The sequence below is a fragment of the Ruegeria sp. CE9 genome, from assembly GCF_056537425.1.
Genome location: NZ_JBQFRO010000004.1, coordinates 74091 through 98105, shown reverse-complemented (window position 1 = coordinate 98105; position 24015 = coordinate 74091). Strand labels below are relative to the sequence as shown.

Sequence of the window (24015 nt, the reverse complement as noted above, 5' to 3'; positions counted from 1 at the left end):
ATACCCTTAGAAATGGGGCAGATGGCACGGCTTTTCCATACTGAACTGAATAGTTCGGTTTAGTTTTTTACGCAAGGGTCAAGCCGACGCAGGCAAATGTGTGAAATCGGGCACTTGGCTTGGCCTGATCACCGGGGTATGACATGGCGCTAGAAAACCGGACACTTGAGCCTGGGGGCAGGGATGAGCGACGCCGACAGTTTTATTGATGAGGTCACCGAAGAGGTGCGCCGCGATCGCATGTACCTGCTGTTGCGCCGCTGGGGCTGGGTCGGCGTGGTCGCTGTTGTGGCCATCGTCGGAGGCGCCGCGTTTAATGAATACCGCAAAGCCCGCGACACTAATCAGGCCGAAGCGTTGGGAGATGCGATTCTTTCGGCGCTCGCTGAAAACGGATCGTCTGAGCGGGCAGAGAGCCTGCAGGCGGTTGATCCTGCGTCGGTGGGTGGAGATGCCGTGTTGAATATGTTGCTGTCTGCGTCTCAGGCCGAAGCCGGATCCGAGCAAGATGCTGTAAACAGCCTGAACGCGATTGCCACACAGGGTGATTTGCCCGAAATCTACCGTGCCATCGCCAGCTTCAAGGCTCTGCTGCTGCAGACCGATACATTGCCGGTGGCAGATCGCCGTCAGCAGTTCGAAGCGCTGGCGATACCCGGTGCGCCGCTGCGGTTGCTGGCGGAAGAGCAACTGGCCTTGATCGACGTGGCCGAAGGCAACGCGCAAGCAGCATTGGATCGGTTACAGGCGTTGCGTCAGGACGCTGAGGCCAGCGTTGATCTGCAACAGCGCGCGGCGCAGCTGATCGTGGCCCTTGGTGGCGAACCCCAGCCGGTAGCGGCGCAGCAGGGTTAACGCGGCGGCGAAACGGAACATCACAGGCGAGTTAATTGACTATGGTAGCACGTTATTTCTCAGGCTTTGGATTGCCCGTGGCGGCCATCGCGCTCACCGCACTCAGTGCGTGTCAGGAGCCCGAGGTCATTCTGCCGGGTGAGCGTGAGGATGTTCGCGCCGCCATCGATAATGAAACCGTGGAAACACGCGGTGCCAAGCCGATCAGCCTCCCGGCACAAAGTCGCAACGCCAGTTGGTCGCAAAGCGCAGGCACGCCTGCGTTCCGCACCACCAACGCTGCGCTGAGCGCCACGCCACAACGCATTTGGTCTGCCAACATCGGCTCCGGCGACAGCCGCAAACAGCGCATTACCGCGGACCCGGTTGTTGCAGGTGGTCTGATCTATACGCTCGATTCCGGGGCGAATGTCTCAGCCGTCACGCCACAGGGGCAGGTTGCCTGGAGCACAAATCTGATCCCGCCGAATGAAAAGGACGCTGACGCTACGGGTGGGGGGCTCGCCTACGCCGACGGTGTTTTGTACGTCTCATCCGGTTTTGGACGCCTGACGGCTTTGGATGCCAAATCGGGTGCTCAGAAGTGGCAGAAACGCCTGAACGCAACCGGTAGCGGAGCGCCTTTGGTCAGCGGCGGTATTCTTTATCTGGTAGCCGGGGATGAAACCGGTTGGGCCGTGAATACCAAGGATGGCCGGATCATTTGGCAGATCGAAGGCACGCCAAGTGTTGGAAACGTTCTGGGTGCGCCCGCGCCCGTGATTGCCTCGGACCTGTCAGTCTTTGCCTTTGGATCGGGCGATATTGCCGCCACGTTCCGCCAAGGTGGCATTCTGCGCTGGAATGCCTCTGTGGCCGGTGGGCGCAGAGGCCGCGCAACTGCACAGATTGTGGACGTAACCGCCGGGCCGATGGTGTCGGGCAATTCGGTCATCATCGGCAATCACTCGGGGCGCACCGTGTCCTTTGACGGAAACTCGGGCGAGCGGAACTGGACAGCGCCGGAAGGTGCTGTCGATACCGTCTGGCCTGTTGGGAACAGTGTCTTTTTGATCAGCGACCGCAGCCAATTGGTGCGGCTGGATGCAAATGAGGGCTCGACCGTCTGGGCGATCGATCTGCCGGGCTTTGTCAAGAACAAGCCGGGTCGCCGCGGCCCGATCTTTGCCCATTACGGCCCGATCATGGCGGGTGGACGTCTTGTCGTGGCCTCGAACGATGGCTATCTGCGCTTCTTCAACCCCGTTGACGGTGCGCTGGTGCATCAGGTCGAGGTGCCGGGCGGTGCAACCACGGCACCGGTTGTGGCGGGCCAGACGCTCTATGTTGTGTCGACCAAGGGCGAACTGCACGCTTTCCGTTGACGAAAAGATGCGTTAAAGGGCGCATCTTGAGTCTTGAAAGATTGGTATCATGTCGCTGACCCTCGCCATTGTGGGGCGCCCGAATGTGGGCAAATCCACCCTGTTCAATCGCCTCGTGGGCAAACGTCTGGCTTTGGTCGATGACCAGCCGGGCGTAACGCGCGATCTGCGCGAAGGTGAGGGCCGTCTAGGCGATCTGCGCTTTACCGTGATCGATACGGCGGGTCTTGAGGACGCGACGGATGATAGCTTGCAGGGACGGATGCGCCGCCTGACTGAGCGTGCTGTGGACATGGCGGATGTCTGCCTGTTCATGATCGACGCGCGGGTGGGGCTGACGCCGACCGACGAGATGTTCGCCGATATCCTGCGCAAACGCTCGAAGCACGTGATCCTAGCCGCGAACAAGGCCGAAGGGAACGCCGCTGACGCGGGTGTGCTTGAGGCCTACAATCTTGGGCTTGGCGAACCGGTCCGCCTGTCTGGTGAGCATGGCGAGGGGATGACAGACCTCTACGCGCAGCTCATGCCGCTGGCCGATGCGGCTGAAGAATCGCGTGCCGAAGAGACACCGCAAACCGATATCGAACTGGACGAAGAGGGTGAGGGCGAAACCCCGCTGATCACCGCCGACAAGCCTTTGCAAGTTGCCGTAGTAGGACGCCCAAACGCCGGGAAATCTACGCTGATCAACAAGATCATCGGCGAAGATCGTCTGCTGACTGGCCCCGAGGCCGGGATCACCCGCGATGCGATCAGCTTGCAGATCGATTGGGCTGACCCGGATGGCAGCAGCACCCCGATGCGGATATTTGATACCGCCGGTATGCGCAAAAAGGCCAAGGTGCAGGAGAAGCTTGAAAAGCTCTCGGTCTCGGACGGTCTGCGCGCGGTGAAATTCGCTGAGGTTGTTGTGGTTTTGTTGGACGCGGCCATCCCATTCGAACAACAGGACCTGCGGATCGCCGATCTGGCTGAGCGCGAAGGCCGCGCCGTGGTCGTAGCCGTCAACAAATGGGATGTCGAAGACAACAAGCAGGAAAAACTGCGCGATCTGAAAGAGTCGTTCGAACGGCTGCTGCCACAGCTGCGCGGCGCACCTCTAATCACTGTTTCTGCAAAAACGGGCCGTGGGCTTGAACGCCTTCGCGCTGCGATCTTGCGTGCCCATGACGTGTGGAATCGCCGTGTACCAACCGCTGCGTTGAACCGCTGGCTGACGGCGATGCTGGAACAGCACCCGCCGCCTGCGCCACAAGGTCGACGGATCAAGCTGCGTTATATGACACAGGCCAAAACCCGCCCGCCGGGCTTCGTTGTGATGTGCTCGCACCCGGACAAAATGCCTGAAAGCTATAACCGTTACCTGGTCAATGGATTGCGCGAAGATTTTGACATGCCTGGCACCCCAATCCGGCTGACCTTGCGCGGGCAAGGGGACAAGAACCCCTACAAAGGGCGGCGCAAGAAAAACGCGGGCGCCCTGGCCAAGCATCTCAAGGGGCGCGCGTAACTGCGCTAATTTTCAGCATTTTCAGAGAGGGGGCGTGACAGCCCCGTTTCCGCGCGCTAGCATTCAAGTGCGTGCATTTGTATTGTACGCGCTGCTTGTTTGCGGGCTTTCCGCACTTAATTTTGAGTTTGTGATTGGTCGGACCACCCTGGGGAGCGGGCGTGATGGATCTGAGAGAATATACAAGACAATACGCGGTTCAGGACAACAGACTTGCCGCGCTGAGTTATTTCGGAACATTCGCGGTGTATTTTGCATCGCTGACACTGGCGATCACCTATGTCGACCGCTGGTATATCATGATTCCGGCGGGGATTGTGTTCGCCTTCTCAGCCGTGCGCCTCTATGTGCTGCAGCATGATTGCGGGCACCATTCGTTGTTTGAGACCCGTCTGCAAAACGAATGGGCGGGCCATGGGTTGTCACCTTTTACCTTCGCGCCGTTTGAAGTGATGAAGCAGAACCATAATCTGCACCATTCCGGCATCGGTAACCTCGAACATCGCGAGACCGGTGAAATTCACACCATGACGCTTCGCGAATGGAATGAGGCAGATTGGAAAAAGCGCTTGTTCTACCGGCTGTATCGGAATCCCTTCATTCTGGTGCCGGTCGGGGCGTTGTTCACCTATTTCATCCGCTACCGCTGGCCCAAGAACACGATCCGCTTCGGTGTGATGGGGGTGCTGATGCACAACCTCTCGATCGTTGTTTTTCTGGGGCTGCTTTATCTGATTGCGGGTAGCACCGGCATTTTGGTCTGGCTGGTATTCTCGCTGTTGGGCGGGATGCTGGGTGTGTTCCTTGTATATCTGCAGCACAATTTTGAAGATACGTACTGGGATCGCCGCCCTGATCTTGATCCAAAACTTGCGGCGCTTCAGGGATCGTCAGCACTGGATTTCGGCTGGTGGTTCGACAATGCCGTGGCATGCATCACGCTGCATGACATTCACCATTTCAACGCGCGTATTCCATCTTATAGGCTGCGTGCGTGCCACTATAACCTGCCGCCCGAATACACGCCGCGAAGGATTAAATTCCCCGAGGCGGTGGCGGCACTGAACCTGAAACTTTGGGATGAAGACGCTAAACGGCTTGTCCCATTTCCCGACCGCGCCGCAGGCCATCGCCTGGCCGAAAGCGGATAGCACCCAGTCTGGCAGTGATTCAACGCTCTTGCTGAATTGTATATGCTGTGTATATACATGATTGGGGGTGACAACGAAAGGAACCGAAATGACCGCAGTTACCGAGGTGCGTGGTGTTGGACCAGCGCTGGCCCAGGCCCTGAATGCAAAGGGCTTTAAAACGGCAGAGGCGATTGCCAAGGCCAAACCCGAGGATTTGGCCAGTGTTCCCCGGATAGGTACCGCCCGCGCGGCACGGTTGATTTCGGCAGCAAAAGAAGTGGCTGTGGCAAAGCCGAAGCCGGCAGCCCCAGCGCCTGCGCGTCGAACAGCCGCCCGCAAGCCAGCGGATCGGAAATCGCCGGTACAGCGCGCGACGGCAAAGAGCAACGCGGCTGCGAATAAGGCCGAGGCCGCGCGCAAGGCCGAAGAAGAGCGGGCCAAGGCGGAACAGGCGGCTGCGGAAGCCAAAGCAAAGAAAAAGGCCAAGGCGAAAGCCAAGGCGGAAAAAGCCGCCAAGAAGAAATCCGAGATGGAAGCGGCGTTTTCTAAGGCCAAGGAAAAGGTCAAGGAAAAGTCCAAGAAGGGCAAGAAAGATAAAAAGTCCAAAAAGGACGGCAAAAAGAAGGATGACAAGAAGAAGTCCGACAAAAAGCCCGGCAAGAAAAAGGATAAGAAAAAGGCGAAGAAGTAAGACTTCTCCGCCTCTGATCTTATTAAACCGGCGGCCTCGGCCCGCCGGTTTTTTATGCCAATGTGCCGTCCGTCTGAAGGGTCAGCTTGCCGCCCAGATAGGGCGCCAGAACCTCGGGCAGGGTGACTGTTCCATCCGCGTTTTGACCGTTCTCTAAAACAGCAATCAGGCAGCGCCCGACAGCCAGACCAGAGCCGTTCAGAGTGTGAACGTATTCCGGTTTGCCACCAGCCTCAGGGCGGAAACGCGCATTCATGCGACGGGCCTGGAAAGCGCCACAGGTCGAGACCGAGCTTATCTCGCGATAGGTGTTCTGACCGGGCAGCCAGGCCTCGATGTCAAAAGTACGGCGGGCACCAAAGCCCATATCGCCGGTACACAGGATCACGGTGCGATAGGGGATGCCCAGCTTTTCCAGAATACCTTCGGCGCAGCGTAGCATGCGTTTTTGCTCGTCATCCGATTTGTCCGGGTGCGTGACCGAGACCATTTCGACCTTTTCGAACTGGTGCTGACGCAGCATCCCACGTGTGTCCTTGCCTGCCGATCCGGCCTCGGACCGGAAGCACAGGGAATGCGCGGTATAACGACGGGGCAGGTAGCTTTCCTCGATCATCGTATCATTGACGATATTCGTCAGCGAGACCTCGGAGGTCGGGATCAACCACCAGCCTTCGCGGGTTTGATAGCTGTCCTCGCCAAACTTCGGCAGTTGTCCTGTGCCCTGCATCATCTCGGACAGCACCAGAACCGGGCCATTGACCTCGGTCAGTTTGTTCTCGTTGATGTGCGTGTCCAGCATGAGCTGCGCCAGCGCGCGATGAATACGCGCTACGCCTCCGGACAGAAGCACAAAGCGCGAACCCGATAGTTTGGCAGCCGTCTCAAAATCCATGCCGTTCTGCACCGCGTCGATCTCGAAATGCTCTTTCGGGGCAAAGTCCAATTCGCGCGGGGTGCCCCAGCGATTGATTTCGACATTGTCGTTCTCATCCGCGCCTTCAGGCACATCCTCGGCCGGTAGGTTAGCGATGCGGATCAGCTGATCGGTCAGCAGGGCATCGAGATCCTTGGCCTCGGTCTGCATCCGGGCCACTTCGGCCTTTTTCTCGGCGACCAGAGCGCGCAGGCGTTCGAATTCAGCCTCATCCCCGCGCCCTTTGGCGGCACCAACCTCTTTTGAGGCCTTGTTCTGCTCGGCCTGCTCGGTCTCAGCCGCCAAAATCTTAGCGCGGCGGCTTTCGTCCAGCCTCAGCAGGTCTGACGACACCGGCGCGTCCCCACGGCGCGCAAGGGCGGCGTCGAAGGCGGCAGGGTTTTCGCGAATGGCGCGGATGTCGTGCATGGTTCAGATCCTTAACTGCGTGAATCACTGAAACCGCTTATGCACCATCTGAAAGGCAGGGTGTAGCGCCGGTTATGACTTATCCGCGTCGTCGTGGGTTTCATGCGCCAGATGACCATTCCACTCTTCGGCGGGGATCTTCGGCTCGGGCGGATCAGCCATGTACGAAGGTGTCATGATCTGCACGTTATTTTCATTGAAAACGGCGACGATGTTGCGGTGCAAATCTGACCGGATTTTCGGAATGATGCTGCCACGCGTGGTGTATCCATTGATCTGATAGTTGATCGCGTAATCAGCCAAAGCCGTCCATAAAACAAAGGGTTCGGGTTTAGCCTTGATCCCCTTGGTGCGGTGCGCGGCCTCGATCAGCATCGCCTCGACCTTCTCGGGCGGCTCTTCATAGCCGATTCCGACGGTTGTGTGCAGCAACAGCCCGCTGCCGTCAGTTTTTTTTGAGAAATTCACCACATCCGAATTCATCAATTGCGCGTTCGGGATCGAGATCAGCTCATTCTTGATCGACTTCAGATGCGTTTCCATTAGCTTGATCTGAACCACATCGCCGATATGTTCGCCGATCTGGATACGATCACCAATCGAGGTGGAGCGGCGATAAATCACAAAAAGCCCAGCCAGCATGTTTGAGACCACCGAGTTCGCACCCAGCGACAGCATCGCCCCTACGAGAATGGTCAAGCCTTGGAACGCAGCAGAATCCGATCCCGGGATGTAGGGTACAGCAAAAACCAGCGCGATCAGGATCACCACGACACGGGCGATGTTGAACGTGGGGTTTACCCAGTGTCTTTCGAAATCGCCAAGGTCGAACGACCCGGCCTCGACCGCATCAAAGAACACACGCATGCCTCTGATAACATAGAGGGTAATCCATGTGATCAGCGCCAGCATGATCAGATTCGGGATGTAACTCAGGACGCCTTTAAAGATCAGAAGGACCGGTTCAGTCAGATAGGTCAGCAGCAATTGCGCGAAGTAACGCGTTTCGGCAAAGGCCAGCAAAACGAAAGAGAGGTAGTAATAGAAGCCTAAGAAAAAGACGACCAACAGAATGAAGTTCAGAGCATACCGGATTAGCGCGGCAATAGCCTCGGCCTGTACGCTCTTGGCGGTCGCGGTCTCAACGTCTTTAAGGTATCGCTTGACCAGCTTCAGCGTACGCCGGCGGATGCGCCGATGCAGCCACAGTATGATGAGGACAAAAAGCGCAAAGCCGAGCGTCCATGCCAGCGCTTCAATCGCGCCAGACACGCGTGCCTCTTCGGTTCTATTGGCACGATAGCTCTCGATCGATTGTTTTATAGCGTCGCCGTGCAAGAGGCTGAGAACATTAAGCTCCATCTGCTCAAGCTCGGAATCGGCGTCCGTCACAATAGAAATCTGCGTGCCATCGGCAAATATTCGGATACCGAATTCGGAATCCTCGAAAGTTATGGAAACCTGCTCCGCCTCTGACGCTTCGGCGACCTCAATGATCTTGTTCTGCACACTTGCGGCCCGCTCTGGGGCAGGCAAAGCGCTGGAGCCGCGCAGATGAAACAAAGTGTCGCCGTCGACGATCACAGGGGCCTGGAAGGTTTGCGATTCAACTTCGTCAACGCTGGGCTCATCGACAGCCGTGTTCTGGGCCCAAAGCGGCTGTATGAACAGGCAAAGCGATACAGCTACGAAAATCAGGCGGACAAACATGCCAAGGGTCTGGATTGATTGAATCATTACGTCTCCTACTGCATGACTATATCCGACTAAAGAGCTCTGCCTAGAACATATCTGCAACGTCACGCCGCAATCCTATGGACCAGTTAAGCGAAATGGACGTGGGTTTGCTTGCAAACGCCTGATCCAAAGCATAGGTTCGCGCAAACTTTGCAGAGAGCCCTCTGCATCATCAGAACAAAGGAATATCCCATGGAAGGTGGCGCAATCGCCCAGTTTCTCCCGCTGATCCTGATCTTCGCGATCATGTATTTTTTGCTGATCCGTCCGCAGCAGAAAAAGATGAAGGAACATCAAGCCATGGTCGAAGCCGTGCGCCGGGGTGATCAGGTTGTCACGCAGGGTGGGCTGATCGGCAAAGTGTCGAAAGTCAAGGAAGGCGAAAACGAGATCGAGGTCGAGATTGCCGAGGGCGTAAAGGTTCGCGTTGTCAAATCGACCGTCGCTCAGGTTCTGAACAAGACCGAGCCGGCGAAGTAACCTCGCACGACAAATCCTTGAAAAGGCAGGGTAATGCTGCAAATTGATTCCTGGAAGCGGGTTCTGATCTGGGCGGTCTGCGTGATCGGTCTGCTGATGGCCCTGCCGAATGCGTTCTACACGCGGGTCGAGCAATCGAACGATGCCAAAGCCGCGATTGAACTTGGCATGGATACGCCTGAAATGCAGGCTGAGGCTGCGCAATGGCCGAACTGGTTGCCTTCGTCTTTGGTCAATCTCGGGCTGGATTTGCGCGGTGGCGCGCATTTGCTGGCCGAGGTCAAGGTCGACGATGTCTACGAATCCCGGATGGAGGCGATGTGGCCTGAAATCCGCGATGCGCTGCGCGATGAGCGCGCGACAGTTGGCACTATCCGCCGACAGGACTCGGCCCCCGATGAGATTCGTGTGCTTATCAGCCAGCCCGAGGGTATGCCTCGTGCTTTGGAGGTTGTGCGCGGTCTGGCGCGTCAGGTGCAAACGCTCACCGGGGTAGGGGCAACAGATATCGAGGCCCGCGCCGAAGGGAACACCATTGTCGTCCAATTGTCCGAGGCGGAAAAGCTTGCATCGGACGACCGCACGGTACGGCAGTCCCTGGAGATCATCCGCCGCCGGATCGACGAAGTTGGCACGCGCGAACCGACGATCCAGCGCCAGGGTGCAGATCGCATCCTGATTCAGGTGCCTGGTATCGGAAGCGCTGGGGAGCTCAAAGAGATCATCGGGACAACCGCACAACTGACTTTTAATCCGGTTGCAGGACGCGGAACTGATCCTGACGCCATACCGGGAGTGGGTGAGAAACTTGTGCCGTCCATCGATGAAGACGGGGTCTATTACACTCTTGATGCTGCCCCCGTTGTAACCGGTGAGGAACTGGTCGACGCGCAGCCATCTTTTGACCAGAACGGACGCCCCGCTGTCAGTTTCCGGTTCAACACGTCTGGCGCGCGTAAATTCGGCGACTATACGCTGGAAAACATTGGGGCGCCTTTCGCCATCGTTCTGGACGACGAGGTGATCTCGGCCCCCGTGATCCAAAGCCATATCCCGGGCGGTTCGGGCATCATCACTGGCAACTTCACAGTTGAAGAGAGTACCAATCTCGCCGTCCTACTGCGCGCAGGTGCGTTGCCTGCGGGACTGGACTTTCTAGAAGAGCGGACCATCGGCCCGGAATTGGGGCAGGACAGTATCGATGCAGGTAAGGTCGCAACGATTGTGGCCTTTGTTGCGGTGCTGGTCTTTATGGCGCTCAGCTATGGCCTGTTCGGCATCTTCGCCAATATCGCGCTGATCTTGAACGTTGGGCTGCTGTTTGGCTTGCTCTCACTGATTGGTGCTACGCTCACCCTGCCAGGCATCGCGGGGATCGTGCTGACGGTTGGTATGGCGGTGGACGCCAATGTGCTGATCTTCGAACGTATCCGCGAGGAACTGAAATCCGCCAAAGGCCCGGCACGCGCGATTGAGCTGGGCTATGAAAAGGCGCTGTCGGCCATTCTGGACGCCAACGTAACCACATTCATCACCGCCGTGATTCTGTTTGCTATGGGCAGTGGTCCGGTGCGCGGCTTCTCCATTACGCTTGGTCTGGGCATTCTAACCTCGGTCTTCACCGCGATCTTTGTGACGCGCTTGATGATCGTCATGTGGTTTGAACGCCGCCGCCCGAAAACGATCGAGGTTTGACATGAGACTGAAACTCGTACCGCAAAACACCTCGTTCGATTTCTTCAGCCGCTGGAAAGTCTGGCTGGGCATTTCGGGCCTGATGATGGTGATCGCCTTCACGTCCTTCCTGCTGCAAGGGCTGAATTTCGGCATCGACTTTCGGGGCGGCACCACGATCCGCACGCAATCCGCGCAAGAGATCGATGTGGGCGCCTATCGCGACGCCATCGCACCGCTTGGGCTTGGCGATGTGACCATCACCGAGATTTTTGACCCGACATTCGGCGAAGATGAAAATGTGGCTATGATCCGCATTCAGGCACAGGATGGGGCCGAAGCTGTGGCGGCCGCAACCGTTACAGCCGTCGAGGAGGCTCTGACCGTCGCGGCACCGGATATCCAGTTCGTCTCGGTCGAATCCGTCGGCCCAAAGGTCTCGGGCGAATTGATCCAGACTGCTGTGATCGCCGTGGCATTGGCCATAGCCGCAGTGCTTGTCTACATCTGGCTCAGATTTGAATGGCAGTTTGCGCTCGGGGCGGTGGCCGCACTTGTGCATGACGTCATCCTGACCATCGGCATCTTCTCGGAGCTGCAAATCCGTTTCGATCTGGCCATTATCGCCGCGCTTCTGACCATTGTCGGCTATTCGCTGAACGACACCGTTGTGGTGTTCGACCGGGTGCGCGAGAACTTGCGGAAATACAAGAAGAAGGACCTCAAAGAGGTTCTGAACATCTCGATCAATGAAACGCTTAGCCGGACAGTGATGACCTCGGTCACCACATTGCTGGCGCTGATCTCGCTTTATGTGCTGGGCGGGGATGTGATCCGCGGTTTCGTCTTCGCGATGATCTGGGGCGTGATTGTCGGGACCTATTCCTCGGTTTTCGTAGCGTCGACCATCCTGCTGTGGCTGGGGGTCAAACGAGACTGGTCAAAACCGTCGAATACGTCGGGCAACCAGTTTGCCAATATTGACGCCTGAATATTTCGGCCAGACCCCAACCGGTCTGGCCGTCATCGTTTTTGCCGCCTTTATCGGTGGCATCGTGCGCGGTTTCTCGGGCTTTGGTACAGCGCTGATCTTTCTACCCATCGCCAGCCCATATCTTGGACCGTTTGGTGCCATCATCGCGCTGACGGTCATGGACATCTTTGGCCCGATCCCCAATTTGCGCCGTGCTTGGGCTGTCGTTGACAAAGGCGATCTGTATCGGCTTCTGCTTGGCTGCGGATTGATCTTACCGATGGGTTTATGGCTGCTAACCCGTTCAGACCCCGAAGTATTTCGCTATCTGGTCAGCCTGATTTCGCTGTCGATGCTGGTCGTATTGATACTGGGCCTGCGTTATCGCGGAGAGGTGCGGCGGCGCATGGTCACTGTTATAGGCGGGGCTGCAGGGTTCCTTGGCGGCATTGCCGGGTTACCGGGGCCTGCCGTTATTCTGTTCTACATGTCGCGCCCATTACCGGTCGAGATCATCCGCGCGACAATTTTGCTGTTCCTGTTTGGGTTCGATATTCTGATCCTCGTATATCTCGGCGGTATGGGGCGCCTTTCAGTTGAAAGCATCGGATTGGGCCTTGTGCTTGCGATACCCAATATCGCGGGCAATTGGCTGGGCGGCTGGATGTTTCGACCGGAACACGGAAAACTGTATCGCGGTGTGGCTTATCTGGTGATCGCAACGGCGGCCTTGTCGGGGCTGCCACTTTGGGGATAGAACCCTGCGCATGCGCCTGAATGAGATCACATACACAAATGCACAACCTGTCGATGGCTATGGTCCGGGGTTCTTTCGGATCGGAGGGCAGATCTTTGATGCTGCCGTTCTGACAGGCCCCGCTGGCACATCGGCTTGGGCGGGTTATTCTGATGTGACCCCACTGTTGGCTTTGTCCGAACATATTGATGTTCTGTTCATTGGAACCGGCAAAGATCTCTGCCACATTCCTGCCAGTCTGCGCACAACACTGGAAGAGGCAGGTATTGGTATTGAAATCATGAACTCTCCCGCTGCCTGTCGCACCTATAACGTGCTGCTGTCAGAAGGCCGCCGCGTTGCCCTCGCATTGATCCCTGTTTGAGGATCTGCCCTTCATCTGGCCAAAAATATCCCGGGGAGCGCGAGGGGCTGGCCCCTCGCTCTGCTCAGTCTCGACCACTCTGCGGCAATTCCGACCTTTTGCGCATCCGCACAATCCGCTAAGCGGGCTCTATGACTTTGAAAGTAACCGATCTGGCCATTGCGCGCGGTGGCGTTCCTGTGCTGGAAGAGCTGAGCTTTTCGCTTGAGGCCGGAAAGGCGTTGATCCTGCGGGGGCCAAACGGGATTGGTAAAACCACGCTGTTACGCACGCTTGCCGGGTTGCAACCACCGCTGGCGGGCCGGATCGAAGGGGCGGAAGATCAGATCGCCTATGCGTCCCACTCTGACGGTCTGAAGCCCACACTGACCGTGGTTGAAAACCTTAAGTTCTGGGCATCTGTTTTTGGCACTCACGAAATTCAGTACGCTCTTGATGCGTTTGAGCTGAATGAACTGGGCGACCGACACGCAGGCAACCTGTCTGCTGGGCAGAAACGGCGCTTGGGATTGGCTCGGATGCTGGTCACCGAACGACCGATCTGGATGCTGGACGAACCAACCGTGTCCTTGGACAAAAACGCGGTACAGATGTTCGCGGACGCCGTTCACGCGCATCTGGGGCAGGGCGGTTCGGCCTTGATCGCAACCCATATCGACCTTGGTCTTGACGGCGAGGTTCTGGATGTCGGCCCCAACAAGGCCAAGCCCAAACCCATCGATGATTTCGACGGAGGCTTCTTGTGATCGCCCTGCTGTTGCGTGACCTGAAACTGGCTTTCCGCGCGGGTGGAGGGTTCGGATTGGGGCTGGCATTCTTCCTGATCGTCACCGTTTTGGTACCGTTCTCTGTCGGCCCGCAATCTTCGCTGCTTTCAACCATCGCTCCGGGTGTTCTCTGGCTGGGTGCATTGCTGGCTTGCCTCCTTTCACTTGATCGTCTGCTGGCGCTGGATTGGGAGGACGGCTCGCTCGATCTGCTTGCCACCGCGCCACTACCACTTGAGGCGGTTGTTACCATCAAGGCGCTGGCACATTGGCTTACCACCGGATTACCACTGGTTCTGGCGGCCCCATTTCTGGGCGTGTTGCTGAACCTGCCCGTTCCGGGATTCTCCTGGCTGGTGATCTCCCTGCTGATCGGCACACCGGCGATGAGCGCCATTGGCACCTTTGGCGCGGCTCTCACCGTTGGTCTGAAACGCGGCGGGTTGCTGCTGTCGCTGTTGGTTCTGCCGCTCTATGTACCGACCTTGATTTTCGGCGCCGAGGTTGCTCGGCGTGGCGCAACGGGTATGGAGACGCAAACTCCACTATTGATGCTGGCGGGGATTACTGCCGCGACAGTTGCACTATTACCTTTTGCCAGCGCCGCCGTGTTGCGGATCAATCTTCGGTGACGAGGGCCAAGATTGACTGAGGTCAATTGAGAACCACGCCGACTCGGACTAGATAGGGCTCATGACAATCGTAGCCAAAGCCAACTCCCTCTGGGAATATGCCAATCCACGCAAGTTCCTTGCCACCAGTGAACGGGTGCTTCCGTTTTTCTGGATCAGTTCGGCTGTTTGCCTGATCGTTGGGCTGGTCTGGGGGTTCTTCTTCACGCCGGATGATTACAAGCAAGGCTCGACCGTCAAGATCATCTATCTGCATGTTCCCTCGGCGCTGATGGCGATCAATTGCTGGCTGATGATGCTGGCAACTTCGCTGGTCTGGCTGGTCCGCCGCCACCACGTCAGCGCGCTGGCCGCGCGTGCAGCGGCACCCGTAGGCATCGTGATGACACTGATCGCACTGGCCACGGGCGCGATTTGGGGGCAGCCCATGTGGGGCACGTGGTGGGCCTGGGACCCACGCCTGACCTCGTTCCTGATCCTGTTCCTGTTTTATCTGGGCTATGTCGCCTTGTGGGAAGCAATCGAAGACCCCGATACAGCGGCGGACCTGACGTCGGTTCTGTGTCTTGTGGGCTCGGTCTTTGCGATCCTCAGCCGTTATGCGGTGAATTTCTGGAACCAGGGACTGCACCAGGGGGCCTCGGTGATGCGAGCTGGAGCAATTACTGGCACCGATACCGAAGAGAAGGTGAGCAACATTTATTTCTATCCATTGCTCCTCTGTATCATTGGCTTCGTGCTGCTGTTCATTGCACTTGTCCTCTATCGCACGGGCACCGAAATTCGCGCTCGCCGGATAAAAGCACTGCAAGCGCGGGAAAGGGTAAACGGATGATCCCTGATCTTGGTAAGTATGCCGATACTGTCTTGTGGTCTTATGTGGTGTCCCTTGGGCTTCTGATTGCATTGGTCGGCTTCAGTGTCATGCGGGGCCGTAAGATGCGAGCCGAGATGGAGAAGGTTGAGCAGAGGATGTCGCGCAATGGCTAAGATTTCGCCTCTGATGATAGCTCCTCCGCTGATTTTCGGAGCATTCGCCGTGCTCGCAGGCATCGGCATGTTTCGCGATGATCCCAACGCATTACCTTCTGCGCGTGAGGGCCAGCCAGCACCGCCCGTGGTACTGGCGGAATTCGCGGGTAAGCCTGGCTTTGACGACGAAACCCTGCGCGATGGTGAGGTCAAGCTGGTCAACTACTGGGCCAGCTGGTGTGCCCCGTGCCGCGTTGAACACCCCAATCTGCGGGCTCTGTCTGACGAGGGAATCCCTGTCTACGGGATCAACTACAAAGACCAGCTGGGCAATGCCGAAGCCTTCCTGACTGAGCTGGGCGATCCCTATGCCGGAATCGGACGCGATGAACAAGGCCGGATGGGGTTGGATTGGGGCGTTTATGGCGTACCCGAGACCTATGTGATCGACGGCGAAGGCACGATCATCCTGCGTTGGGCCGGGCCGATCACGCAGCGGGTGATCGAAAGCACAATTCGCCCCGCACTTGAAAAGGCCGCAGGCGGGTCATAGGCGGTAGCCGCCGGTCACGCCCAGAACCTCGCCAGTTATGAAGGACGCGGCATCGGAGGCAAGAAACCTGACCACCTTGGCAATATCCTCGGGCTTACCAGCACGACCCAGCGCCGTATCTTTGACGAATAGCGCTGTCAGATCCTCGGGTCGGGGCGCTTCGGGAATATTGATCGCACCAGGTGCCACTGCATTCACACGTATCCCCGCTGGCCCAAGCTCCTTGGCCATGGCGCGGGTCCAAAGGTTCAACGCCGCCTTGCTGGCACCATAGGTCACCGCGTCACGGGGCGGCAGGACCGCGTTCATTGATGAGATGCTAACGATTGAGGCATCGCGGTTCAGATGCGGCAGCGCGGCGGTCAACAACGCGGCTGGAGCCATCAGGTTCAGGTCCAGAATGGCGCGATGATCCTCGGCCTGAAACACCTCTTTCGGCGTGGATTTCACCAAGCCGGCATTGTTGACGATCACATCTAGCCGTCCAAAGCGTTCCATCACCTGCGCGATTACCTTCGCAGGCTGATCCGGCTTGGACAGATCAGAACGAATGGCTAGATTATCCTCACCCAATAGCTCGGGCGCGGGTTCGCTTGTCAGCCATGTGAACGCGACATGGTGATCGCGGCCAAGGTCTTCGACGATCGCGCGCCCAATTCCGCGCGCGCCGCCGGTTATCAATGCAACTTTGTCCATGGTCTCAGGAAATCGGCAAAATGACCGAGGTTCAAGCCGTTACTTTCGGACCAAAACCCAGATCATCGCGCCGATGAAAGCAAAAGTCGTCAGGTTCATCAGGGTGTCTGTCAGATCACCGATCAGCATGGTCTTGACCCTCCTCCCGCAACCCCCGGAACAGGCAGACCATCAGCAGAACTGAGATGAACACAAAGGGCAGCGCCCCAAGGGAGATCAGGATTTTCACCGAATCCACCGACCCGGACAAGATCATGGCAACGCTTAGAAGGCCCAATAACGCACCCCAGATCAGGCGCACGCGCGGGGTTGGGTTTTCATCGCCTTCAGTCGAAAACGTGCCCAGAACAAAGGCTGCGCTTACCACACTGGTCACGATGAATAAAAATGCCGCCGCAACGGTCGCGAGGGTGGTGATCAGGGAAAAGGGCAGACGATCGAGCAGCGCGAAGGTCACTCGTTCGATGTTGGTCTGAGTATAGGCCAGCAATTCTCCGGCTCCGTTGAGTGCCTCGAATAAACCGATACCGCCGAACGCGCCGAACCAGAGGATCGAAAACAGCGTGGGTGCAAAGAGAACTCCGATCACGAATTCCCGGATCGTGCGCCCACGCGAAATGCGCGCGACGAACACGCCCACAAACGGGCCCCATGCGATCCACCAGACCATGTAGGTCAGGGTCCAGTCGCTGAACCATCTGGCGACGTCATCGCCGAAGAAAGTGAAGGTTTGAAAGCCGCGCGGGATGACATTGGTGATGTAATCGCCAAATCCCTGAACCACAGTGTTCAACAGATATTCAGTCGGTCCAAGGACCACGGTGTAAGAAACCAGGCAGATCGCGATAAGCATGGCAGCGTTGGACAAGCGCGCCATGCCCTGGCCCAGATCGATCAGGAGGGCAGGGATATAGGCCGCGACCATGGCTATGAAGACAATGCCTATCAACAACGCACCTACCGTTTCCCGGCCACCCAGAACTGCAATTCCATCTGCGACCTGAAACACGCCCATGGCCATTGAGCCGCCGACGCCAATGGCGATTGCGACGATGGCCATGAAATCCGATAGCCATCCGACACGCTCGGCCCAGCGTTCGCCGGGGAACAGGCTTTTGATCGGAGCGCTGACCATCATCCCGGTCCCACGCCGAAAGCTGAAATAAGCGATCGTCAGCGCGGTCGAGCCGTAAATCGCCCAAGCGTGCAGACCCCAGTGGAAATTCGTCGCTAGCATGGCCTGCTGAGCGGCGATGAAATCCGGTGCCATGCCGGATATGAAGTTGAAATGGGTCAAAGGCTCGGCAACCGCCCAGAACAACAGCCCAACTCCCATTCCGGCAGAGAACAGCATTGAAATCCAAGTTGCGGTTGAGAATTCGGGCTCTTCATCATCCCGGCCAAGGCGAATGTTGCCGTATGGAGAAAAGGCCAGAAACAGACAGCCGATCAACATGCCAGACGCGGCGAGCATCACGAACCAACCCCGACTGTGGAACGTTTGTTGCACGATGCCATTGGCCCAGGTCACCAAGCTATCGATGTCGATGACGCCCCAGATTCCGATCACCGCGATGACGCTGAGCGAGCAAACCAGCAGGGCGTTGGGTTTTTGCATGGTGGTTGATGTCCGTGAATGTTCGGGACAACAGTTTCAGATTTTTGAATAAATGGCCAGAAAACAAAAACCCCCGACGCAGGGCCGGGGGTTGGGGTTGGATATTAACGTGTTGCTTTACGACGCTTTTGCAAGGTTTCGCAGCACATATTGCAGCACGCCGCCATTTTCGATGTACTCGATCTCGGGCGCGGTATCGATGCGGCACTTCAATGTGATCGTCTTTTCGGTTCCGTCCCCATAGACGATAGTGCAGGGCACCTCTTGAAGGGGTTCAACCGAGTCCAACCCGTCGATCGAGACGGTCTCATCACCCTTCAGGCCCAGTGTTTTGCGGGTATCACCACCAGTGAACTCAAACGGAATGACGCCCATGCCAACAAGGTTTGAACGGTGAATACGCTCAAAACTTTCGGCGATTACGGCCTTCACACCCAGCAGTGCGGTCCCTTTGGCGGCCCAATCACGCGAAGAGCCCGCGCCATACTGCTCGCCACCAAAGACGACAAGCGGGGTGCCTTGTTCTTGATAGGCCATCGACGCTTCGTAGACCGAGGTCTGTTCACCGTCGGGGCCTTTGGTGTAGCCACCTTCAACACCATCCAGCATCTCATTCTTGACGCGGATATTGGCGAAGGTACCACGCATCATGACCTCATGGTTGCCGCGGCGTGAGCCATACGAGTTGAACTCGCGCGGCTGAACCTGACGATCGGTCAGATATTTACCCGCTGGCGTAGTCGTCGCAAATGAACCGGCCGGCGAGATATGATCGGTGGTGATCATGTCCCCAAGGATCAGCAAAACCTTCGCACCATCGATGTTTGAGATCGAGCCAGGCTCAGGCCCCATGCCCTGAAAATAGGGAGGGTTCTGAATATAGGTCGAGGTCGGCGGCCAGTCATAGGTTTCTTGTTGCGGAACCTCGACCTCTTGCCATTTCTCGTCGCCTTTGAAGACATCGGCGTATTTTGACTGGAACGCCTCGCGGGTCACGGTGGCCTCGACCAGTTCGGCAATTTCGCTTTGGGTCGGCCAGATGTCTTTCATATAGACATCGTTGCCGTCCTTGTCTTGACCAATCGGCTCCGAAGTCAAATCGATGTCCAGCGTACCGGCCAGCGCGTAGACCACAACCAGTGGAGGCGAGGCCAGATAGTTGGCGCGAACGTCAGGCGAGATCCGGCCTTCGAAGTTGCGGTTGCCCGACAGCACCGACGTGGCGACCAGATCGCCCTCGGCAATCGCTTCGCTGATTTCCCTTTGGATTGGACCCGAGTTGCCGATGCAGGTGGTGCAGCCGTAACCGACGAGGTTAAAGCCTATCTTGTCCAGATCGTCCTGCAGTCCCGCGGCCTCTAGGTAGGCGGATACGACCTGCGAACCGGGTGCCAGTGACGTCTTTACCCACGGTTTACGATCCAAACCCAGTGCGGCCGCTTTGCGTGCAACGAGGCCCGCGCCGATCATCACGTAAGGGTTCGATGTATTGGTGCAGGATGTGATCGAGGCAATCACAACCTTGCCCGATTCCATGCCGTAGTTTTCACCTTTGACCTCAACTTGTTTGCCCATTGGGCGCTTGAAAGTCTCAGCCATTTCTTTGGTGAACGCGGCTTTGGCGTCGGTCAGTGCGACATAATCCTGCGGCCGTTTCGGGCCCGAGATGGCGGGTACAATGGTGCCCATATCCAGCGTCAGGGTGTCGGTATAGATCGGCGCGTAGTCGGCATCGCGCCAGAAGCCGTTTTCCTTCGCGTATGCCTCGACCAAAGCGATACGATCTTCGTCTCGCCCAGTATTGCGCATATAGCGCAGGGTCTCGCCGTCGATCGGGAAGAAGCCACAGGTCGCGCCGTATTCAGGAGCCATGTTGGCGATGGTGGCCCTGTCGGCCAACGGCAGGCGGTCCAGACCTTCGCCGTAAAACTCGACGAATTTACCGACCACGCCTTTCTCGCGCAGCATTTCGACAACTTTCAAAACAAGGTCGGTGCCCGTGGTGCCTTCGACCATCGAACCGGTAAGTTCAAAGCCCACAACCTCGGGGATCAGCATCGAGATCGGCTGGCCCAGCATCGCGGCCTCGGCCTCGATCCCGCCAACGCCCCAACCCAGAACGGCCATGCCATTGACCATGGTGGTGTGGCTGTCGGTCCCAACCAGCGTATCGGGATATGCGACTTCTTCGCCGTTTTGATCCGTGTCGGTCCAAACGGTCTGGGCCAGATATTCAAGGTTAACTTGATGGCAGATACCAGTGCCGGGGGGAACGACGCGGAAGTTGTTGAACGCGTTCTGGCCCCATTTCAGGAACTGATAGCGTTCCATGTTGCGCTCATATTCGCGGTCCACATTCATCTGAAAAGCGCGTGGGTTGCCGAACTCATCAATCATGACCGAATGATCGATGACCAGATCGACGGGGTTCAGCGGGTTGATCTTTTGCGCATCGCCGCCCAGGCTTTTGATGCCGTCGCGCATCGCAGCCAGATCCACCACTGCCGGAACGCCGGTGAAATCCTGCATCAGAACGCGGGCAGGGCGATAGGCGATCTCACGCGGGTTTTTACCACCGTTGTCACCCCATTCAGCAAAGGCTTTGATGTCCTCGACGGAGACCGAGAACCCGTCATCTTCGAACCGCAACATGTTTTCCAACACCACTTTCAGCGCGGCGGGCAGGTTCGAGAAATCACCCAAACCGGCGTCTTGCGCGGCGGGGATCGAGTAATAGGAAATGGATTTGCCATTCACGCTCAGGCTGCGGCGTGTCTTGGCGGTATCCTGTCCGACTTTGATGGGCATCGGGTGGCCTCCCTCTCAAATGACGTAGAAAATGGGATTCGCTATGGGGTATCTGTACCACGTTTGCCATTGGTTCAAGGGCTTGCAGGCGAGATATGTGTAAAATGTATGCCATTGCATACATTTTGCCCGCCCGCTGACGTCATGGCTTTCAAGAAACATTGATTGGAGGTTGAACTGTTAACGGTTTAGATCAGTTGAAACGTCTTACCAAACGAGATGAAAATATGCTCAGAACTGCGGCACTGACAGCGCTTGTTTCCCTTACTCTTTCGGCCCCTGCGATGGCCGATGGCGACCCCGTGGTGGTCGAACTATTCACGTCTCAAGGCTGTTCATCGTGCCCTCCCGCGGATCGGATCATGCATGATCTGGCCAAGCGGGATGATGTGATCGGGCTGGCCCTGCATGTGGATTATTGGGACTACATCGGCTGGAAAGACGAATATGCCCACCCGGATCATACAGCGCGGCAACGCGCCTATGCACGCGAAGGGGGGCGGACAATGATCTATACGCCGCAGATGGTCATCAACGGGCAGCAGGATGTCGTTGGTGCCAAAGCGGGTGAGTTGAGCCGCCTGATCGACGCGCATCTGACAGCCGCGCCCGAGGCCGAAGTCAATGCCAAACGCGTTGGTAACGAAGTGACAGTTGATGTCACGCCGGTCGAGCTGCCCGAAGGCGAAACATATGAGATCCGGGTCGTGCAGTATTCACCTATACGCCATGCCTCGATCCGGCGCGGAGAACTGGCTGGCCACGATCTGGATTACGCCAATGTGGTTGAAAACTGGCAAATCGCGGGTCAGTGGGACGGGGTCGCACCGCAGGTATTCACCGCGTCGCTATCATCGGAATTACCAACGGTTGTTCTGATTCAGCGCGCCGGGTACGGGCCGATCGTAGCCGCCACGCGGGTTGAGTGATCAGGGCATATCCTTGGGTTGAACGCCCAGACCTCTCCAAGCCTTCCAGCGGCGGTGAATCCAGAACCACTGCCCCATATGCTGCCGCACCATCGCCTCAAGGTCGTCATTGGTGAACTGAGTCATGGTTTTGGCGTCGGTGTGCGGGACCGGATCGTGCAGAACGATCTCAAAATCGATCCCGTTCGGCTGGCGCACCGCGTAGCAAGGGATCAGTACCGCATTGTATTTGATCGCGAGTTCCGCATTCAGCACCGAGGTTACAGCGGGTTTGCCGAAAAAGGTCAGTTCCTCTCCGCCATGCGCATGCAGATCAGAGACGATGGCAATGATGCCACCTTTCTTGAGTGAGCGAACCATCTCAACCATGCCTCGGCGACCCTGCTCGAACATGGGCGACCCGGTTTGGTGGAACGCTTCGACATACATGTCGTTGAAATAGGGGTTCGCCATGCGGCGGTAGAGGCAACCTATAGGCTGACCGCTGCGCGCCTGCAACGCGACCCGCGCGGCCAGATAATGCCCGAAATGGGCGGTGATCATCATCACCGGACGCCCGTCCGCAACCGCTTTGTCAAACGCCTCGACGCCAGAACCCGACACCTTGGCCTTGCTTTGCCGTTCGATAAAGCCATCGGCGGAAAAATGCTCCATGATGGCCCGTCCGGCATTGTCCGGCACGGCACGACAGATGCGTCGGACTTCGGCCTCGGGCAGATCAGGGCAGGTGAGCTTCAGATTGCGGCGCACGCGGGTCCGAAAACCGACAACAGGGCCCAGCCAGCGCACAATCGCGCCCATCGCTGCAATGCGACGCTCGTACGGCAGCAATCGCATGCCGCCGATCACGCCGGTCAGGAACAGGTTGGCGACGTAGTATTTTCCAAGCTCAAATCGGCTCAGTTCCGACTTCTCGACGGGCATTGGGAAGGGCTCACCGGGTAATGTGAATTTCGCGACAAGACATACAGGCCCGATCCTGCGATCACAAGTGTCCGCGCTGGGCCAGATTACTCTTCCGCATCCTCTGTTTCAGCGAGCGTAATCGCCCCTTCGTCTAGCAGAGCGCGAATGGCGGCAACGATCTGAGACATTGCATCCTCGGAATCGGTTTGTTTGACCTTGCCACGCTCGGCCATTTCTTCGCGCAGGTTGTCTGCCATTCGAGAGGACATGTTGGCCAAGAAAAATTCGGCTGTTGCAAGATCCTCATCGGTGCTGGCCCCGGCAAGCGCTGTGACAAGAACAGGTTGTTCCACGCCGCGCAGAATCGCAGGGATATCGCGGGGCTGGATGCGCGTGGGGATATGCGAGAAAATAAAGATCGACTGCCGGACGGTCTCAGCAAAGTCGACATCTTCTTCATCCAGTGCGGTCAGAAGCCCGTCGCGCATCGCCGCGGCAGATTGGTTTAGGATCGCGCCCACCCGTTCCCCGGGACCGTCCTGGAAAGCGGGTTCAGGGCGTTGGTCCAACTGCGCGGCGAGCGACCAGCCGATCCGCTCTACCGCCTCGGGCGTCACATTGGTGGTTTTTGAAATCGCATAGGTGATCCGGCGTGCAGTGGGGCCGGGCAGGTGGCCCAGCAATTGCGCAGCCTTTGCGGTTTCGAGTTTTGACAGCATAACGGCGGCGACCTCGGTGCTTTCCGCTTTGGCCATTTCGGCCAGATCTTCGGCAGACACTTCGCGCAGGCGCTGCCACGGGTCGCCGATCTGGCGTACGCCTGCCACCTTGCGCAGCCGGGCTGCGGTGGCCGGTGCAATCTTGCCATTCACGGCATCCAGCGCCCCGGCCAGCCCGTGAGGGAATGACAGGCCCACTCCGTCCAACGCATCGGCGAATTCTTGTGCAACTGAGGCAAGCGTCACGCGATCAACCAATCCCATCTGGCCGAGTTGATGCGTCAACTGCTCTTGCAGCAGATCAGGCAATTCCTCAAGCGGGATATCTGCGCCGTCGTTCAGGAGCAGCCGGACCACAACAGCGGCCTTTTCCCGATTGCTGAGAGCGCGCGGCACGACGCGCGGGGTGTCGGTTTCCTGATCAGACGCCGGGGTTTGGGCACCCGGCGTCATCTGTACCACGAGGTTCGTATCCTGCATCTGCCTGCATCGCTAAATTTGCGTTGCAGGCAGATTAGAGAGAGTCGGG

General features: G+C 57.6%; 23 protein-coding genes. 16 read left to right on the top strand and 7 right to left on the bottom strand.

What is annotated here, in order from left to right; genetic code table 11:
• Positions 1 to 183: 183 nt before the first annotated feature.
• From ACR0B3_RS09810 to ACR0B3_RS09790, 5 genes are all read left to right on the top strand, one after another.
• Positions 184 to 855 (top strand): hypothetical protein, encoded by a 672-nt coding sequence (locus tag ACR0B3_RS09810; RefSeq protein ID WP_480808896.1) that lies wholly within the window; start codon positions 184 to 186, stop codon positions 853 to 855.
• A 41-nt stretch (positions 856 to 896) separates the two neighbouring features.
• Positions 897 to 2219, top strand: coding sequence for a PQQ-like beta-propeller repeat protein (locus ACR0B3_RS09805; RefSeq protein ID WP_480809125.1), 1323 nt, complete (start codon positions 897 to 899; stop codon positions 2217 to 2219).
• Between the two features lie 49 nt (positions 2220 to 2268).
• The gene (der, locus tag ACR0B3_RS09800; RefSeq protein ID WP_480808895.1) at positions 2269 to 3732 is read left to right on the top strand and encodes a ribosome biogenesis GTPase Der; all 1464 of its coding nucleotides are present in this window, start codon (positions 2269 to 2271) and stop codon (positions 3730 to 3732) included.
• A gap of 164 nt (positions 3733 to 3896) precedes the next feature.
• A complete protein-coding gene (locus ACR0B3_RS09795) occupies positions 3897 to 4883 on the top strand; it encodes a fatty acid desaturase (RefSeq protein WP_480808894.1) in 987 nt (328 codons plus the stop codon).
• Positions 4884 to 4971: 88 nt separating this feature from the next.
• Positions 4972 to 5556 carry a helix-hairpin-helix domain-containing protein gene (locus tag ACR0B3_RS09790; RefSeq protein WP_480808893.1) on the top strand — a complete coding sequence of 195 codons (585 nt, stop codon included), beginning with the start codon at positions 4972 to 4974 and terminating at the stop codon, positions 5554 to 5556.
• 52 nt (positions 5557 to 5608) lie between these two features.
• Here the strand turns inward: ACR0B3_RS09790 and serS are convergent, their stop codons facing one another.
• Both serS and ACR0B3_RS09780 read right to left on the bottom strand, forming a co-directional pair.
• Positions 5609 to 6901 (bottom strand): serine--tRNA ligase, encoded by a 1293-nt coding sequence (gene serS, locus ACR0B3_RS09785; protein ID WP_480808892.1) that lies wholly within the window; start codon positions 6899 to 6901, stop codon positions 5609 to 5611.
• A 72-nt stretch (positions 6902 to 6973) separates the two neighbouring features.
• The gene (locus tag ACR0B3_RS09780) at positions 6974 to 8638 is read right to left on the bottom strand and encodes a mechanosensitive ion channel family protein (protein ID WP_480808891.1); all 1665 of its coding nucleotides are present in this window, start codon (positions 8636 to 8638) and stop codon (positions 6974 to 6976) included.
• Between the two features lie 192 nt (positions 8639 to 8830).
• Here ACR0B3_RS09780 and yajC point away from each other — a divergent pair, with 192 nt between their 5' ends.
• From yajC to ACR0B3_RS09730, 10 genes are all read left to right on the top strand, one after another.
• Complete coding sequence (gene yajC / locus ACR0B3_RS09775; protein WP_170686211.1) at positions 8831 to 9118, top strand: preprotein translocase subunit YajC; 288 nt, start codon at positions 8831 to 8833, stop codon at positions 9116 to 9118.
• 33 nt (positions 9119 to 9151) lie between these two features.
• A complete protein-coding gene (gene secD / locus ACR0B3_RS09770; RefSeq protein WP_480808890.1) occupies positions 9152 to 10813 on the top strand; it encodes a protein translocase subunit SecD in 1662 nt (553 codons plus the stop codon).
• A 1-nt stretch (position 10814) separates the two neighbouring features.
• Positions 10815 to 11783 carry a protein translocase subunit SecF gene (secF, locus tag ACR0B3_RS09765; RefSeq protein WP_480808889.1) on the top strand — a complete coding sequence of 323 codons (969 nt, stop codon included), beginning with the start codon at positions 10815 to 10817 and terminating at the stop codon, positions 11781 to 11783.
• The gene (locus ACR0B3_RS09760; protein WP_480808888.1) at positions 11764 to 12522 is read left to right on the top strand and encodes a sulfite exporter TauE/SafE family protein; all 759 of its coding nucleotides are present in this window, start codon (positions 11764 to 11766) and stop codon (positions 12520 to 12522) included. Before secF ends, ACR0B3_RS09760 begins: the two co-directional genes overlap by 20 nt.
• A gap of 10 nt (positions 12523 to 12532) precedes the next feature.
• Entirely contained in the window at positions 12533 to 12886 is a 354-nt protein-coding gene (locus ACR0B3_RS09755) for an Mth938-like domain-containing protein (protein ID WP_480808887.1), read from the top strand.
• A gap of 131 nt (positions 12887 to 13017) precedes the next feature.
• Positions 13018 to 13632 (top strand): heme ABC exporter ATP-binding protein CcmA, encoded by a 615-nt coding sequence (gene ccmA / locus ACR0B3_RS09750; protein ID WP_480808886.1) that lies wholly within the window; start codon positions 13018 to 13020, stop codon positions 13630 to 13632.
• Positions 13629 to 14285: a heme exporter protein CcmB gene (ccmB, locus tag ACR0B3_RS09745; RefSeq protein WP_480808885.1), complete on the top strand. Its 657-nt coding sequence runs from the start codon at positions 13629 to 13631 to the stop codon at positions 14283 to 14285. Before ccmA ends, ccmB begins: the two co-directional genes overlap by 4 nt.
• Before the next feature lie 61 nt (positions 14286 to 14346).
• Positions 14347 to 15120 (top strand): heme ABC transporter permease, encoded by a 774-nt coding sequence (locus ACR0B3_RS09740; protein WP_480808884.1) that lies wholly within the window; start codon positions 14347 to 14349, stop codon positions 15118 to 15120.
• A complete protein-coding gene (gene ccmD, locus ACR0B3_RS09735) occupies positions 15117 to 15275 on the top strand; it encodes a heme exporter protein CcmD (RefSeq protein WP_170686203.1) in 159 nt (52 codons plus the stop codon). Before ACR0B3_RS09740 ends, ccmD begins: the two co-directional genes overlap by 4 nt.
• Positions 15268 to 15810 carry a DsbE family thiol:disulfide interchange protein gene (locus ACR0B3_RS09730; protein ID WP_480808883.1) on the top strand — a complete coding sequence of 181 codons (543 nt, stop codon included), beginning with the start codon at positions 15268 to 15270 and terminating at the stop codon, positions 15808 to 15810. Before ccmD ends, ACR0B3_RS09730 begins: the two co-directional genes overlap by 8 nt.
• Here the strand turns inward: ACR0B3_RS09730 and ACR0B3_RS09725 are convergent.
• The 3 genes from ACR0B3_RS09725 to acnA all read right to left on the bottom strand — a co-directional run bounded on the left by ACR0B3_RS09725 (position 15805) and on the right by acnA (position 20932).
• Positions 15805 to 16506 carry an SDR family NAD(P)-dependent oxidoreductase gene (locus tag ACR0B3_RS09725; protein WP_480808882.1) on the bottom strand — a complete coding sequence of 234 codons (702 nt, stop codon included), beginning with the start codon at positions 16504 to 16506 and terminating at the stop codon, positions 15805 to 15807. The genes ACR0B3_RS09730 and ACR0B3_RS09725 overlap by 6 nt on opposite strands.
• Positions 16507 to 16621: 115 nt before the next feature.
• On the bottom strand, positions 16622 to 18124 hold the full coding sequence (locus ACR0B3_RS09720; protein ID WP_480808881.1) for a BCCT family transporter: 1503 nt from the start codon (positions 18122 to 18124) through the stop codon (positions 16622 to 16624).
• A 117-nt stretch (positions 18125 to 18241) separates the two neighbouring features.
• Entirely contained in the window at positions 18242 to 20932 is a 2691-nt protein-coding gene (gene acnA / locus ACR0B3_RS09715; RefSeq protein WP_480808880.1) for an aconitate hydratase AcnA, read from the bottom strand.
• Positions 20933 to 21159: 227 nt separating this feature from the next.
• On the opposite strand from acnA, the gene ACR0B3_RS09710 reads away from it, so the two are divergent.
• Entirely contained in the window at positions 21160 to 21861 is a 702-nt protein-coding gene (locus ACR0B3_RS09710) for a DUF1223 domain-containing protein (protein ID WP_480808879.1), read from the top strand.
• On the opposite strand, the gene ACR0B3_RS09705 is transcribed toward ACR0B3_RS09710, so the two are convergent.
• Entirely contained in the window at positions 21862 to 22785 is a 924-nt protein-coding gene (locus ACR0B3_RS09705) for a lysophospholipid acyltransferase family protein (RefSeq protein ID WP_480808878.1), read from the bottom strand.
• Between the two features lie 86 nt (positions 22786 to 22871).
• Positions 22872 to 23939: a flagellar motor switch protein FliG gene (locus ACR0B3_RS09700; RefSeq protein WP_480809124.1), complete on the bottom strand. Its 1068-nt coding sequence runs from the start codon at positions 23937 to 23939 to the stop codon at positions 22872 to 22874.
• Positions 23940 to 24015 lie beyond the last annotated feature (76 nt).